Consider the following 11,956-nt stretch of genomic DNA (forward strand, 5'->3'; position numbering starts at 1 on the left):
GGCGGATCGGGGAGGCCGTCGCACGCAAAAGACCCGCCCCGAAGAAACTCGGAGCGGGTCTTTCAGACTGCGAAACTAGCGTGCGGCCGAGCCGTCCACGTAGTCTTCGTCGGTCGACTTCCACGCGAAGAGACCGCGCAGCTCGCGGCCAACAGCCTCGATCGGGTGAGCCTCAGCCTTGGCGCGGAGCTCCGCGAACTCCGTGCCGCCGTTGTCCTGGTCCTCGATGAAGCGACGAGCGAACGCGCCATTCTGGATGTCGGCGAGAACGGCCTGCATGTTCTCCTTGACGCTGGGGTCCACCACGCGGGGGCCCGAAACGTAGTCGCCGTACTCGGCCGTGTCGGAGACCGACCAGCGCTGCTTGGCGATGCCGCCCTCCCACATGAGGTCGACGATGAGCTTGAGCTCGTGCAGCACCTCGAAGTAGGCGATCTCGGGCTGGTAGCCAGCCTCGGTCAGGGTCTCGAAGCCGTACTGCACGAGCTGCGAGACGCCGCCGCAGAGCACTGCCTGCTCGCCGAAGAGGTCCGTCTCGGTCTCTTCGGTGAAGGTCGTCTTGATGACGCCGGCGCGGGTGCCGCCGATTGCCTTCGCGTACGACTTGGCGATGTCCCAGGCGTGGCCCGAGGCGTCGCGCTCGACCGCGATGATGTCGGGGATGCCGCGGCCTGCGACGAACTCGCGACGCACCGTGTGGCCGGGAGCCTTCGGGGCGACGAGGATCACGTCGACGCCCTCGGGCGCCTCAATGTAGCCGAAGCGGATGTTGAAGCCGTGCGCGAACGCGAGGACCTTGCCCGCGGTCAGGTGACCCTTGATCTCGTCGTTGTAGATCGCGCGCTGGTGCTGATCCGGCGCGAGGATCATGATGAGGTCAGCCCACTCGGCAGCAGCGGCGACCGTCATGACGGTGAAGCCGGCTTCTTCCGCCTTCTGGATCGACTTCGACTCAGCCTTGAGCGCGATGCGGACATCAACGCCGGAGTCGCGAAGGTTCATCGCGTGGGCGTGGCCCTGCGAGCCGTAGCCCACAACAGCAACCTTCATGCCCTGAACGATCGACAGGTCAGCGTCAGCGTCGTAATAGATCTCTGCCACGGTATTACTCTCCTTGGTTGGGGTGTGACCCGCGCGGTGGGGCGCGGAGCTTGAGGCCGAAGGCGTCTGCCTTCGGCAGTGAACTAGTTCTTGAAGACGCGCTCGGTAATCGACTTGGACCCGCGGCCCACGGCGATGAGGCCGGACTGCACGATCTCCTTGATACCAAACGGCTCGAGGACCTTGAGAAAGGCCTCGATCTTACCCGAATCGCCGGTGACCTCGATCACGAGCGCATCGGTGACCACGTCGACGACACGGGCGCGGAAAAGGTTGACCGCTTCGAGCACCTGCGAGCGGGTCTGGTGGTCAACGCGAACCTTGATGAGCACGTGTTCGCGCTGCACCGACTGGCTCGTTTCGAGCTCGACGACCTTGATGACGTTGACGAGCTTGTTCAGCTGCTTCGTCACCTGTTCGAAGGGCAGCTCGGCTTCGTCCACGACGACCGTGATGCGCGAGAGGCCCGCGATCTCGGTCGGGCCGACGGCGAGCGACTCGATGTTGAAGCTGCGGCGGGCGAACAGGCCAGCGACGCGGGTCAAGAGACCCGGCTTGTCCTCGACGAGGAGGCTCAATACGTGACGAGTCATGGCTTATTCATCCCCCCATTCCGGGCTGTGATCTTTGGCATATTGGACTTCACTGTTCGAAACACCCTGCGGGACCATCGGCCACACCATCGCGTCCGCGCTCACGACGAAGTCGATCACCACGGGGCGATCGTTCGTCTCGAGCGCCAGCTTGATGGCGGCGTCAATCTCGTCTTCGCGCTCCACCCGAATCGCGAGGCAACCGTAGGCCTCGCCGAGCTTCACGAAGTCGGGCACCCGCTGGCTCCCGTGACCGGTGTTCAGCTCGGTGTTCGAGTAGCGCTTGTCGTAGAACAGCGTCTGCCACTGACGCACCATCCCGAGCGACGAGTTGTTGATCACGGCAACCTTGATCGGGATGTCATTGATCACACAGGTCGCAAGTTCCTGGTTAGTCATCTGGAAGCAGCCGTCGCCGTCGATTGCCCACACGTCTCGCTGCGGCTCGGCAACCTTCGCCCCCATTGCGGCGGGTACGGAGTAGCCCATGGTGCCGGCGCCGCCCGAGTTCAGCCAGGCGTTCGGGCGCTCATACTTGATGAACTGCGCCGACCACATCTGGTGCTGGCCCACGCCCGCGGCAAAAATACCCTCGGGTCCGGTGAGTTCGCCGATGCGCTGGATGACGTGCTGTGGGCTGAGCAGACCGTCGGTCGGCTGGGTGAAGCCGAGCGGGAACTCCTCGCGGAGGCCGTTCAGGCGTTCCCACCACACGCTATGGTCGGCGAGTCCGCTCTCGCGCTGGATCGCGCCAACGGCGCTCGCCAGGTCCACCATCACGTCGCGGACGTCGCCCACGATCGGGACATCGGCGACACGGATCTTCGAGATCTCCGCGGGATCGATGTCGACGTGGATGACCTTTGCCTCGGGGGCGAACAGCTCGGCCCGCCCGGTCACGCGGTCGTCAAACCGCGCGCCCAGCGTGATCAGCAGGTCAGCCTCCTGCAGTGCAAGCACCGCGGGAACGGTGCCGTGCATGCCCGGCATCCCGAGCTGCTGCTGGTGCGAGTCGGGGAACGCCCCACGCGCCATGAGGGTGGTGACCACGGGGGCACCGACGAGCTCGACGAGCTGCATGAGCTCCTCGGACGCGCGGCCGCGCACGATTCCACCACCGACGTAGAACACGGGGCGCTCGGCGCGGGCGATGAGATCGGCAGCGGCCTGGATCTGCTTGCTGTTCGCCTTCGTGACCGGGCGATACCCGGGAAGGTCGACCCGCGGGTCCCAGACGAAGTCCAGTTCAGCCTGCTGAGCGTCCTTAGTGATGTCCACGAGCACGGGGCCGGGGCGACCGGTCGAGGCAATGTGGTACGCCGCGGCAATCGCCTTCGGGATCTCCGCAGCGTTCTTCACCAGGATCGAGTGCTTCGTAATCGGCATCGTGATGCCGACGATGTCCGCCTCCTGGAACGCGTCGGTTCCCATGAGCGTCGAGAAGACCTGCCCCGTGATGGCGAGCATGGGCACGGAGTCCATGTACGCGTCGGCGATGGCCGTCACGAGGTTCGTCGCGCCCGGGCCGGACGTCGCGATGCAGACCCCGACCTTGCCGCTCGCCGAGGCATAGCCCTCGGCGGCGTGGCCGGCGCCCTGTTCGTGACGCACAAGGATGTGGCGCAAGCGGGTGCTGTCCATCAGCGGGTCGTAGACCGGGAGGATCGCGCCTCCGGGAAGCCCGAAGACGTCTGTCACCCCCAGCTCTTCCAAGCTGCGGACGACCGCTTGCGCGCCCGTCATTCGTTCACCGCGCGCGCTCGAGCGTGCCGAGCCGGGTGTGGGAACAGCGGAAACTGATTCCGGAGTCATCTCTGGCTTTCTGTTGCAGGTGTGTGTCGGACGCGTGCGACGTTAGCCCGTAATTGCGCCCTCAGACGCAGAATGTACGAGCTTCGAGTACTTGGCGAGAACGCCACGCGTGTACCGCGGGGGAAGCGGAGCCCAGCCGGATCGGCGGGCTGCTAACTCTGCGGGATCCACCAGCAGGTCAAGCGTTCGAGCGGCGATATCGACCCGAATCAGGTCACCGTCGCGCACCAGGGCAATCGGACCTCCGTCCGAGGCCTCAGGTGCAATATGTCCGATACATAGGCCGGTTGTGCCGCCCGAGAATCGTCCGTCCGTCAATAGTAGTACATCCTTGCCGAGGCCCGCGCCCTTGATGGCGCCGGTGATCGCAAGCATCTCGCGCATCCCAGGGCCGCCCTTGGGACCCTCGTAGCGAATGACGACGATGTCGCCCTTCCCGATCTTGCCCTCGGTGAGCGCGTCCATAGCCTCACGCTCACGCTGGAAGACGCGCGCGGGACCCTCGAAGGTATCGAGGTCGAAGCCGGCCGTCTTGACGACGGCGCCCTCGGGAGCCAGCGAGCCGTGCAGCACGCTCAGTCCGCCGGTGGCGTGGATCGGGTTGTCGAGGTGACGGATCACCTCGCCGTCGATCGGATCCGGGTTCAGCTCGGCCAGGTTCTCGGCCATCGTCTTGCCGGTCACGGTGAGCGCGTCGCCGTTCAGGAGGCCCGCATCAAGCAGCGCCTTGAGCACGACGGGGACTCCGCCGTGACGGTCGATGTCGTTCATGACGTACTTGCCGAACGGCTTCATGTCCGCCAGGTGCGGCGTGCGGTCGGCAATACGGTTGAAGTCCTCGAGTGTGAGGTCAACCTCGGCCTCGCGAGCGATCGCGAGCAGATGCAGCACCGCGTTCGTCGAGCCTCCGTAGGCCATCAACAGGGTGATGGCGTTCTCGAACGCGGGCTTCGTGAGGATGTCACGGGCCGTGATGCCGAGGCGCAGCATGTTGACGACGGCCTCGCCAGAGCGGTGGGCGTAGTAGTCGCGGCGGCGGTCCGCACTGGGCGGCGCGGCCGATCCGGGGAGGCTCATGCCGAGCGCTTCCGCGATCGAGGCCATGGTGTTGGCGGTGTACATACCGCCGCAGGCGCCCTCGCCGGGAGCAATCGCGCACTCGATGCGCTTGAGGTCTTCCTCGCTCATCGTGCCGGCCTTGCATGCACCGACCGCCTCGAAGGCGTCGATGATGGTGACTTCCTTCTCCGTGCCGTCGGTCAGCTTGACCCAGCCCGGAGCGATCGATCCCGCGTAGAGGAAGACCGATGCGAGGTCGAGCCTCGCGGCAGCCATGAGCATGCCGGGCAGCGACTTGTCGCAGCCGGCGAGGAGGACGGACCCGTCGAGGCGCTCGGCCATCATGACGGTCTCGACCGAGTCGGCGATGACCTCACGCGACACGAGCGAGAAGTGCATGCCCTCGTGGCCCATGGAGATGCCGTCGGACACGGAGATCGTGCCAAACTGCATCGGGTATCCACCGCCTGCGTGGACGCCCTCCTTCGCCCCTTGGGCGAGTCGGTCAAGGCTGAGATTGCACGGGGTAATCTCATTCCAAGAGCTTGCGATGCCGATCTGGGGCTTTACCCAGTCTTCATCGCCCATTCCGACTGCGCGGAGCATGCCCCGGGCCGCAGCCTTCTCGATTCCATCCGTGACGTCGCGACTGCGCGGCTTCATGTCGATCTCTGCCATGGCGCCAGTCTATCCATGCCGACAGTCCCCGAGACGCACGTAGGGCCCGCCTGCAAGCTACAAACGGGCCCTACGCGCTGCCGAACACGAGGATTCGGCGGCGTTCTGCGCTACTTCTGCAGCGCGGGAAGAAGGGTGAACGGGATCAGCATCCCCAGAATCGTGGCCACCAGACCGGCAGAGAAGATCTCAATATGCAGGCTCGCCGCGCCAAAGGCGTAGCTGGAAAGCACCATGCCGCCAAAGGTCAGTACGAGCGACAGCACGAAGACGATGGCGGTGGTTGCCCCAACCGCGCCTTGCGAACTTTCTTCAAACAGTGCCACGTTGTCCTGCTTCGCCATGGTGAACCGACGACCTTTCTTGACAGTCTTCTACACCGCATGCTGGGTGCGCGACTAGCGTAGCGTAGATCAGGCCCGAAGTTCCGGGCTCAGCACGACCGGAGGAGCAACGTCGATGGCGATCGGAAAGTACGTAACGAACCTCGGCGTCATCGGTGCGGTGGCGGCGGCCTACAGCACCGCACGGCAGACCAAGCAGATGCCGACCGATTGGCGCCGATATGTCGTCTGGGGCGTCTGGGCCGCCGGCGTGATCCTGGCCATCGCGTCAGTATCCATGCTCGACGACGACGAGCCTGAGTCGCCTCAGCGCGAGCGGCGCCTCCCTTAGCCCTTCCCGGCAACCGGCAGGATCCTGCCGCAACGGGTGCGACGAGAACTGCTTCCCGGCCCGTGCGTCACAGGCCGCTAGGATTGACCCTGGTGTGTCGGGAAGTCTGGTCGACGTGCGCTGAGCGGACCCCCGCTCGCGAAACGATTCAGGAGACTTGATGACGAAGCCCCCCGCGACGCCCACCCCGAATTCGTCGGGCAGGCGCCCTCGACGACTGAGCTCACGCCTGCGACTGAACGAGTCCGGCCGGGTCGCCGCGATCCTGCGCAAGGAGGCCACTGGCGGGATCCTGCTGCTCGTGGCGGCGGTGTTCGCGATCATCGCCGCGAACAGCCCGCTCGCCGATCCATACTTTGCGCTGCGAGATTTCAAGATTGGCCCCGAGGCGCTGCACCTTAACCTGTCGCTGGGCGCGTGGGCCTCTGACGGACTGCTCGCGATCTTCTTCTTCCTGACCGGGCTCGAGCTGAAGCGCGAGTTTGTCACGGGCGACCTGCGCCAGGTGCGCACCGCGGTCGTCCCGGTCGCTGCGGCATTCGGCGGGGTCGTTATCCCTGCCCTGATCTACGCGGCAATCAACTGGGGTACGCCCGAGGTGCGCGGCTGGGCGATTCCCACCGCGACCGACATCGCGTTTGCCGTCGCCGTACTCGGGCTCCTGGCGCCGCGCATCCCCGCGGCGCTGCGGATGTTCCTGCTGACGCTCGCGGTGGTCGACGACCTCATTGCGATCATCATCATCGCCATCGTCTACACGAGCGGCCTCGCCTGGCTGCCGATGGTTGCGGCCCTCATTCCCCTCGGACTGTTCTTCTTCCTCGCGCACCGCTTCGCGCCCTGGTTCGCCCGCGCCACCTGGGCCCCCTGGGTCATCCTGCTCCCCCTCGGCCTGCTCACGTGGTCCCTCGTACACGCCTCCGGCATACACGCCACCATCGCCGGCGTACTGCTCGGCTTCGCCGTGCCGGTTCGCGGGCGCGACGAGACGGCGCTTGCCGAGGAGTTTGAGCACCGCTTCCGGCCCATCTCGAGCGGGTTTGCCGTGCCCGTCTTCGCGTTCTTTGCCTCGGGCGTCGCGCTCGGAGACGCGAGCGGGTTCCCGTTCCACCCCATCTCGCTGGGTATCTTGGCCGGCCTGATCATCGGCAAGCCCATCGGCATCGCGCTGATGACATGGCTGCTCGTCCGGTTCACCAAGGCCGAGCTTGACCCATCGGTTCGCTGGCGAGAGCTCTTCGGCGTCGCGGCCCTTGCCGGAATCGGCTTCACCGTCTCCTTGCTCGTCACCGAGCTCAGCTTCGAATCGCCCCAGGAGGCGGACACTGCACGGGTCGCCGTCATGGTGGCCTCGCTGCTCTCCATCGGCGTCGCCGCACTCTTCCTCGTGCGCCGCTCGAAGGCGGGCGGCAAGCAACTCGCACGAATCGAGCGGACCTAGAACATCGGGCGTGCCGCGGCCCACCTCCCCCGATTTCACGGGGAAAAGGGCCGCGGCACGCCCGGGAAGAGTGGCCGAATTTCGTTTGCGCCCGACCCGATGATAGAGTTTTACCTTGTTCGGGGAGATCCCAAACAGGCGCCTCTAGCTCAATTGGCAGAGCAATTGACTCTTAATCAATGGGTTCCCGGTTCAAGTCCGGGGGGGCGCACAGACAAGGCCCGAGATCATCACGATCTCGGGCCTTTTTTGTTTTTCCGGGTTATCGATGGTCTTCACTGATTCCCGGTTTGCGAGTGAATCGTTCTCACCCACGGGACCAATCCCGCGGAAACACCGGAACCGAGTGCCGCACACCGCGCCCCACGTCGGAGCAAGTCTCGAACGGTGATCGGCAGAAGACGCCCAGACTCCGACCATGGAGGTGGGGGCAGAACCTGCTGCTACTTTTTGCTTGCGGCCTTATGGATCTTTTCGCCAACATCGTGAACCGCGTCTTCGATGATGTCGGTGACCTCGTTCACTTTCGATTCCACCGCGTTGACGGTCTTATCAGTAACGTTCTTCGTTCCTTCAGCGGCCCGCTTGAGACCTTCGCCGACTGTCTTCATGACTCTTCTCTCCATTCCCGCTTCGCCTGAGCGACTACGCGACAGTCTTTTTCCGTGAATCGCGCTGTTTGAGAATGCCAAACAGCAGCGTCCCGACCACGAGTACGACGCCGATCACTCCCAGCCACAGAAGCCCCTCGATGGCAAACCCCACGATGGCGAGGATCACCCAAGCCACCACTAGCACAAGCAACACGATCCACATGCCTTCACGGTACGCCTGGAACGGGAGCAGAAACGAGACTGCCAGGATTCGACAGGATTCACGACCCCTCTCGCGGCCATATGCACCGTGCAGGCCGACGACCATTGTTTCCGTGCACGCCACCCGAAGCGACGACCTTTCTCTCGAGCCAGGCAAGCGAGCCCTGCGGAAGGAACCCGGGGCACCGGTGAATACTTCACCGCCACATGCACAGAAAGGTGCCCCCATCCTCCCGGAGGAAGACGGGGGCAACACAGCCAACCGTCACCGGGATCCGGTCGCTTGACGGCGCAGACTAGTAGTGCGCAGGGGGGTCGCTGCTGGGGAACGAATCTTCGCCCCATTCGTCCGCGAGCTCGTCCGCATGCTCGTGTGGAACCTGTGTAGTACCCGGCCGCTCTGCAACGTCGTTCGCTGCTTCGTCGGGGACAGTGTGTGGTGCTGAACGGTCGCTGCGATGCACGATTTTCCTCCTGACCTCGCGGTGTCCCACCACTATTGAGCAGGCTTCCGATCCCCGTCAAGGGCCACATCGCCGCACATTGCGACAGCACCCAGGTTCGAAAACCCGGTAGCGATCATGAGTAGACCGGGCAACCAGGAGATCGAATTTCTCCGGTTTGCAACATCCTTGGAGACCGAGTTTCTGCAGATTTGTGCAGTCCCCACAAAGACTTCCGCTTCCGAGTCGAGCCTTCGGCACGATGTTGGGTAACCCGAAAGGAGCAAAAATGGGATTCATTTCATTCATCTTGCTTGGCCTCATCGCTGGAGCAATCGCGAAGGCCATCCTGCCCGGCGAACAAGGTGGGGGTTGGATTGCGACGCTCGTGCTGGGCGTCGTGGGGGCAGTACTCGGTGGCTGGCTCGGCTCGCTCATCTTCGGCGCATCGCTTGAAGAGTTCTGGTCGCTCCAGACGTGGGCACTCGCGATTGGTGGTTCGATCGTCGTACTGCTCATCTGGGGATTGACGGTCGGGCGCAAACGGACCACATAGTGTGCATGACCGTCACACTGACACTCTGCGGCGCTTGAGACACCACACGGAGGACACCATGGGATTTCTTGAAGATGCAAAAGAAGCCGCTGATTCGGCAGCGAAGAAGATCAGCCGATCCGTCGAGGACGGCGTAGATCGAGCGAAGGACAAGATTGATGAGCTGCATGCTGAAGCCGACCTCAAGAAGGCTGAAGCGGAACGCGACTCGGTCAGGTTGAAGAACGAGTTGAAGGAAGACCTTCGCGACAAGTAAGTCGCACGGAAGGCTCGAGATCATCCCGATCTCGGGCCTTCTGCGTGTTTCCGGCACACGCGAATCGTGATCCCCCTTCCCTGCGAGCTTGCGCCGGGACAGGCTTCGCGTCGACTACTCTCGGCCGCATGGCACCGTCGCGTTTGTCCTTGGCCCTCGTCGCCGTATCCGGCTGCGCTCTCGCACTCGGGTTCGCGTCCTGCGCCGCGCCCCCACCGGAGCCGCCTGCGGCCCCTCCCGGCCCTGCGGCCACTCCCTCGCCCACGGCTTCACAGGAGCCATCCCCCAACTCGCAGCCAATTCGCATCCCGAGCTGTGACGAGCTCGTCCCACTCGAGGACGTACGTGCGCTGGTGGGCGACGATCGGTACGTGCTCATTCCCCTCGAGGGTTCCGACCTCGCGAGCGCGCACACGGGCCCCGTAGCTGCCGAGACCCTCCGCAACGCCATTCAATCTCAGGCCTGCGTCTGGGGTATCCCGAATTCGGACGGCTTCGTACAGATCGTCGTCGCAGAGATCACTGACCCGGCGAAGGCCACGTTCACTGCCGCCTTGAACGACTCTGATTTCGCACACCAACTCGCGGGGGACGTGGCCCTGTACACCAACGGCCCCGTCCAGGGGCTCGGCCCCAACTTTCTCACGCACCTCTTCCGAGGGAACATCTGGATATCCGAGTTCAGCTGGGGCCCTGATCCCGCCGTCGGCAAGCAGGCCCTTGCTGCAGTCCTCTCGGCCAACTCCTCCTAGCGTCCCGCCTACCCCGCTGGACTCACATGTCGGACCCCCACCGTACGATCACCTCGAGTTACTTTTGAGGAGAGCGATGGCCGACACACGCGAGCCCATTCAGGTCGATGCGGACACCTGGGTGATCATGCGCGAGAGCGCACACCAGCCCAAGGCGATCGTGCAGCGGGTCACTTCGACCGCGGGCGAGGCACGGTTCCTCCTGATGACCTGGCATCCGATCGCCACCGAGCGCCGCATGGTCGCAATCCACCCCGATCTCCGGACCGCGGACCGTGCCGTACCCTAGCCCGCCCGCTCGGGGTGAACAACGGGTAACGAGGGCCTGTCGGGTCCGCCAAAGAGCGCCGTCTGGCTAGACTTCCCAGTGAATTACTGAAGGAGTTCGTCATGGCGCATCCCCCCGCCCCCTCGGAAGATCTGCGCTTCGCGCTCGAACTCGCGGACCTTGCCGACGCGATCTCGCTCGACCGGTTCCGCTCGGCAGACCTCGCGATCGACACGAAGCCCGACCGGACCTTTGTGACCGACGCCGATCGCGCCGTCGAGGCGGCCCTGCGCGCGCGCATCGAGCAGGATCGTCCCGGCGACGGCTTCCTCGGCGAAGAATCGGGGCGCGTCGACCAGGGTACGCGGCGCTGGATCCTGGACCCCATCGACGGCACCTCGAACTTCCTCCGCGGCGTCCCCAACTGGGCGACGCTGATCGCGCTCGAGGTCGACGGCGACCCGACAGTCGGGGTCGTCTCGGCACCCGCGTTTGGCGCCCGCTGGTGGGCCGAGACGGGTAGCGGCGCCTGGGGCCAGGCGACGGGCGAGGCACCCCGTTCACTCCGCGTCTCCGGCGTCTCGGGGCTCGAGCACGCCTCTCTCAGCTTCCAGAGCATCGAGCAGTGGGACCTCGCGGGATACCTCGAGCCGCTCATCGCACTCAGCCGGGCCGTGTGGCGCGATCGAGCGTACGGGGACATGTGGTCATACATGTTGCTCGCAGAGGGCTTGGTGGACGTCGTGGCCGAATTCGATGTCAAGCCGTACGACCTCGCGGCCCTCGTGCCCATCGTTCGAGAGGCCGGCGGCCGCTTCACCGATATCGACGGCAACGAGAGCGCGTGGAACGGCAGCTCACTCGCGACGAACGGCGCACTCCACGCCGCGGTGATCGAGTGTGTCGCGGAGGCGAAGCCCGCCCACGGCTGAGCCCGCGCTCGGCTGGGCCGATGGCCCATCCTGCCGACTAGTCGCGGATCTGTCGCCGCTCGGGGTCGATCTGATCGAGCACCGGCTGCAACAGGGCACTCAGCTCGGTGATCTTCGACGGATCGAGTGCGTCAAACACCAGGCGGCGAACCTCGCCGACGTGCTCGGGCGCCGAGTCGGCAAGCTGAGCGAAGCCCGCGTCTGTGAGCACCGCATTGGTTGCGCGCTTGTCGCTCGCGCAGGGCTCACGACGCACCCAGCCCTGCTTCTCGAGCCGTGTGACCACGTGAGAGAGCCGCGAAAGCGACGAGTTGGTGTGGAAGGCGAGGTCGCTCATCAATCGAGCACGCTCGGGCGCATCGGACAGCATCGCGAGCACGTGATACTCAAAGAGATTCATGCCAGCCTCGCGCTTGAGCTGCGCTTCGACTGCACTGGGCATCAGCATCGAGAGGCTGACGAGTTGCAACCAGAGCGCACGTTCATCAGGACTCAGCCAGTTCGGCTGCGCATCGTCAGTCACGGCGTCTCCCTCTCGCGGTCTCTGCCGGAGTTCCGGCACTCACTTCAGAGTA

15 protein-coding genes and 1 tRNA gene are annotated in these 11,956 nt (G+C 64.7%); 8 read left to right on the forward strand and 8 right to left on the reverse strand.

All coding sequences use genetic code 11. The features are described from left to right. Positions 1 to 75: 75 nt before the first annotated feature. The 5 genes from ilvC to JW030_RS08420 all read right to left on the reverse strand — a co-directional run bounded on the left by ilvC (position 76) and on the right by JW030_RS08420 (position 5,587). Complete coding sequence (ilvC, locus tag JW030_RS08400; RefSeq protein WP_188044087.1) at positions 76 to 1,101, reverse strand: ketol-acid reductoisomerase; 1,026 nt, start codon at positions 1,099 to 1,101, stop codon at positions 76 to 78. Positions 1,102 to 1,184: 83 nt separating this feature from the next. Then, positions 1,185 to 1,694, reverse strand: coding sequence for an acetolactate synthase small subunit (gene ilvN / locus JW030_RS08405; RefSeq protein WP_188044088.1), 510 nt, complete (start codon positions 1,692 to 1,694; stop codon positions 1,185 to 1,187). 3 nt (positions 1,695 to 1,697) lie between these two features. Then, positions 1,698 to 3,506: an acetolactate synthase large subunit gene (locus tag JW030_RS08410; protein ID WP_188044089.1), complete on the reverse strand. Its 1,809-nt coding sequence runs from the start codon at positions 3,504 to 3,506 to the stop codon at positions 1,698 to 1,700. A gap of 42 nt (positions 3,507 to 3,548) precedes the next feature. Then, entirely contained in the window at positions 3,549 to 5,243 is a 1,695-nt protein-coding gene (ilvD, locus tag JW030_RS08415; protein WP_188044090.1) for a dihydroxy-acid dehydratase, read from the reverse strand. A 110-nt stretch (positions 5,244 to 5,353) separates the two neighbouring features. Continuing rightward, positions 5,354 to 5,587 (reverse strand): hypothetical protein, encoded by a 234-nt coding sequence (locus JW030_RS08420; RefSeq protein WP_188044091.1) that lies wholly within the window; start codon positions 5,585 to 5,587, stop codon positions 5,354 to 5,356. Positions 5,588 to 5,702: 115 nt separating this feature from the next. On the opposite strand from JW030_RS08420, the gene JW030_RS08425 reads away from it, so the two are divergent. From JW030_RS08425 to JW030_RS08435, 3 genes are all read left to right on the forward strand, one after another. Continuing rightward, a complete protein-coding gene (locus JW030_RS08425; RefSeq protein WP_188044092.1) occupies positions 5,703 to 5,918 on the forward strand; it encodes a hypothetical protein in 216 nt (71 codons plus the stop codon). 160 nt (positions 5,919 to 6,078) lie between these two features. Next, positions 6,079 to 7,359 carry a Na+/H+ antiporter NhaA gene (nhaA, locus tag JW030_RS08430; protein ID WP_188044093.1) on the forward strand — a complete coding sequence of 427 codons (1,281 nt, stop codon included), beginning with the start codon at positions 6,079 to 6,081 and terminating at the stop codon, positions 7,357 to 7,359. A gap of 138 nt (positions 7,360 to 7,497) precedes the next feature. After that, positions 7,498 to 7,570, forward strand: a tRNA-Lys gene (locus JW030_RS08435). Between the two features lie 232 nt (positions 7,571 to 7,802). Here the strand turns inward: JW030_RS08435 and JW030_RS08440 are convergent. Both JW030_RS08440 and JW030_RS08445 read right to left on the reverse strand, forming a co-directional pair. Continuing rightward, positions 7,803 to 7,970, reverse strand: coding sequence for a hypothetical protein (locus JW030_RS08440; RefSeq protein WP_188044107.1), 168 nt, complete (start codon positions 7,968 to 7,970; stop codon positions 7,803 to 7,805). 34 nt (positions 7,971 to 8,004) lie between these two features. Further along, the gene (locus JW030_RS08445; protein WP_188044430.1) at positions 8,005 to 8,280 is read right to left on the reverse strand and encodes a hypothetical protein; all 276 of its coding nucleotides are present in this window, start codon (positions 8,278 to 8,280) and stop codon (positions 8,005 to 8,007) included. A 626-nt stretch (positions 8,281 to 8,906) separates the two neighbouring features. On the opposite strand from JW030_RS08445, the gene JW030_RS08450 reads away from it, so the two are divergent. The 5 genes from JW030_RS08450 (at position 8,907) to JW030_RS08470 (ending at position 11,381) form a co-directional block, all read left to right on the forward strand. Then, positions 8,907 to 9,173 (forward strand): GlsB/YeaQ/YmgE family stress response membrane protein, encoded by a 267-nt coding sequence (locus JW030_RS08450; protein ID WP_188044108.1) that lies wholly within the window; start codon positions 8,907 to 8,909, stop codon positions 9,171 to 9,173. 58 nt (positions 9,174 to 9,231) lie between these two features. Next, positions 9,232 to 9,429, forward strand: a complete 198-nt coding sequence (locus JW030_RS08455) for a hypothetical protein (RefSeq protein WP_188044109.1) — start codon at positions 9,232 to 9,234, stop codon at positions 9,427 to 9,429. 371 nt (positions 9,430 to 9,800) lie between these two features. Then, positions 9,801 to 10,181 (forward strand): hypothetical protein, encoded by a 381-nt coding sequence (locus JW030_RS08460; RefSeq protein ID WP_188044110.1) that lies wholly within the window; start codon positions 9,801 to 9,803, stop codon positions 10,179 to 10,181. Between the two features lie 76 nt (positions 10,182 to 10,257). Next, complete coding sequence (locus JW030_RS08465; RefSeq protein WP_188044111.1) at positions 10,258 to 10,470, forward strand: hypothetical protein; 213 nt, start codon at positions 10,258 to 10,260, stop codon at positions 10,468 to 10,470. A 101-nt stretch (positions 10,471 to 10,571) separates the two neighbouring features. Continuing rightward, the gene (locus JW030_RS08470) at positions 10,572 to 11,381 is read left to right on the forward strand and encodes an inositol monophosphatase family protein (RefSeq protein WP_188044112.1); all 810 of its coding nucleotides are present in this window, start codon (positions 10,572 to 10,574) and stop codon (positions 11,379 to 11,381) included. 37 nt (positions 11,382 to 11,418) lie between these two features. On the opposite strand, the gene JW030_RS08475 is transcribed toward JW030_RS08470, so the two are convergent. Continuing rightward, the gene (locus JW030_RS08475; protein ID WP_241095387.1) at positions 11,419 to 11,904 is read right to left on the reverse strand and encodes a MarR family winged helix-turn-helix transcriptional regulator; all 486 of its coding nucleotides are present in this window, start codon (positions 11,902 to 11,904) and stop codon (positions 11,419 to 11,421) included. Positions 11,905 to 11,956 lie beyond the last annotated feature (52 nt).

This window comes from Leucobacter sp. CX169, assembly GCF_017161405.1.
In the GTDB taxonomy this organism is placed as follows: domain Bacteria; phylum Actinomycetota; class Actinomycetes; order Actinomycetales; family Microbacteriaceae; genus Cx-87.

Coding starts and splice junctions, on each gene's coding strand:
- nhaA (WP_188044093.1), top strand. CDS start 6,079: ATGACGAAGCCCCCCGCGACGCCCACCCCGAATTCGTCGGGCAGGCGC.
- ilvN (WP_188044088.1), bottom strand. CDS start 1,694: ATGACTCGTCACGTATTGAGCCTCCTCGTCGAGGACAAGCCGGGTCTC.
- JW030_RS08470 (WP_188044112.1), top strand. CDS start 10,572: ATGGCGCATCCCCCCGCCCCCTCGGAAGATCTGCGCTTCGCGCTCGAA.
- JW030_RS08410 (WP_188044089.1), bottom strand. CDS start 3,506: ATGACTCCGGAATCAGTTTCCGCTGTTCCCACACCCGGCTCGGCACGC.
- JW030_RS08445 (WP_188044430.1), bottom strand. CDS start 8,280: ATGGTCGTCGGCCTGCACGGTGCATATGGCCGCGAGAGGGGTCGTGAA.
- JW030_RS08425 (WP_188044092.1), top strand. CDS start 5,703: ATGGCGATCGGAAAGTACGTAACGAACCTCGGCGTCATCGGTGCGGTG.
- JW030_RS08465 (WP_188044111.1), top strand. CDS start 10,258: ATGGCCGACACACGCGAGCCCATTCAGGTCGATGCGGACACCTGGGTG.
- JW030_RS08455 (WP_188044109.1), top strand. CDS start 9,232: ATGGGATTTCTTGAAGATGCAAAAGAAGCCGCTGATTCGGCAGCGAAG.
- JW030_RS08440 (WP_188044107.1), bottom strand. CDS start 7,970: ATGAAGACAGTCGGCGAAGGTCTCAAGCGGGCCGCTGAAGGAACGAAG.
- JW030_RS08420 (WP_188044091.1), bottom strand. CDS start 5,587: ATGGCGAAGCAGGACAACGTGGCACTGTTTGAAGAAAGTTCGCAAGGC.
- JW030_RS08450 (WP_188044108.1), top strand. CDS start 8,907: ATGGGATTCATTTCATTCATCTTGCTTGGCCTCATCGCTGGAGCAATC.
- ilvD (WP_188044090.1), bottom strand. CDS start 5,243: ATGGCAGAGATCGACATGAAGCCGCGCAGTCGCGACGTCACGGATGGA.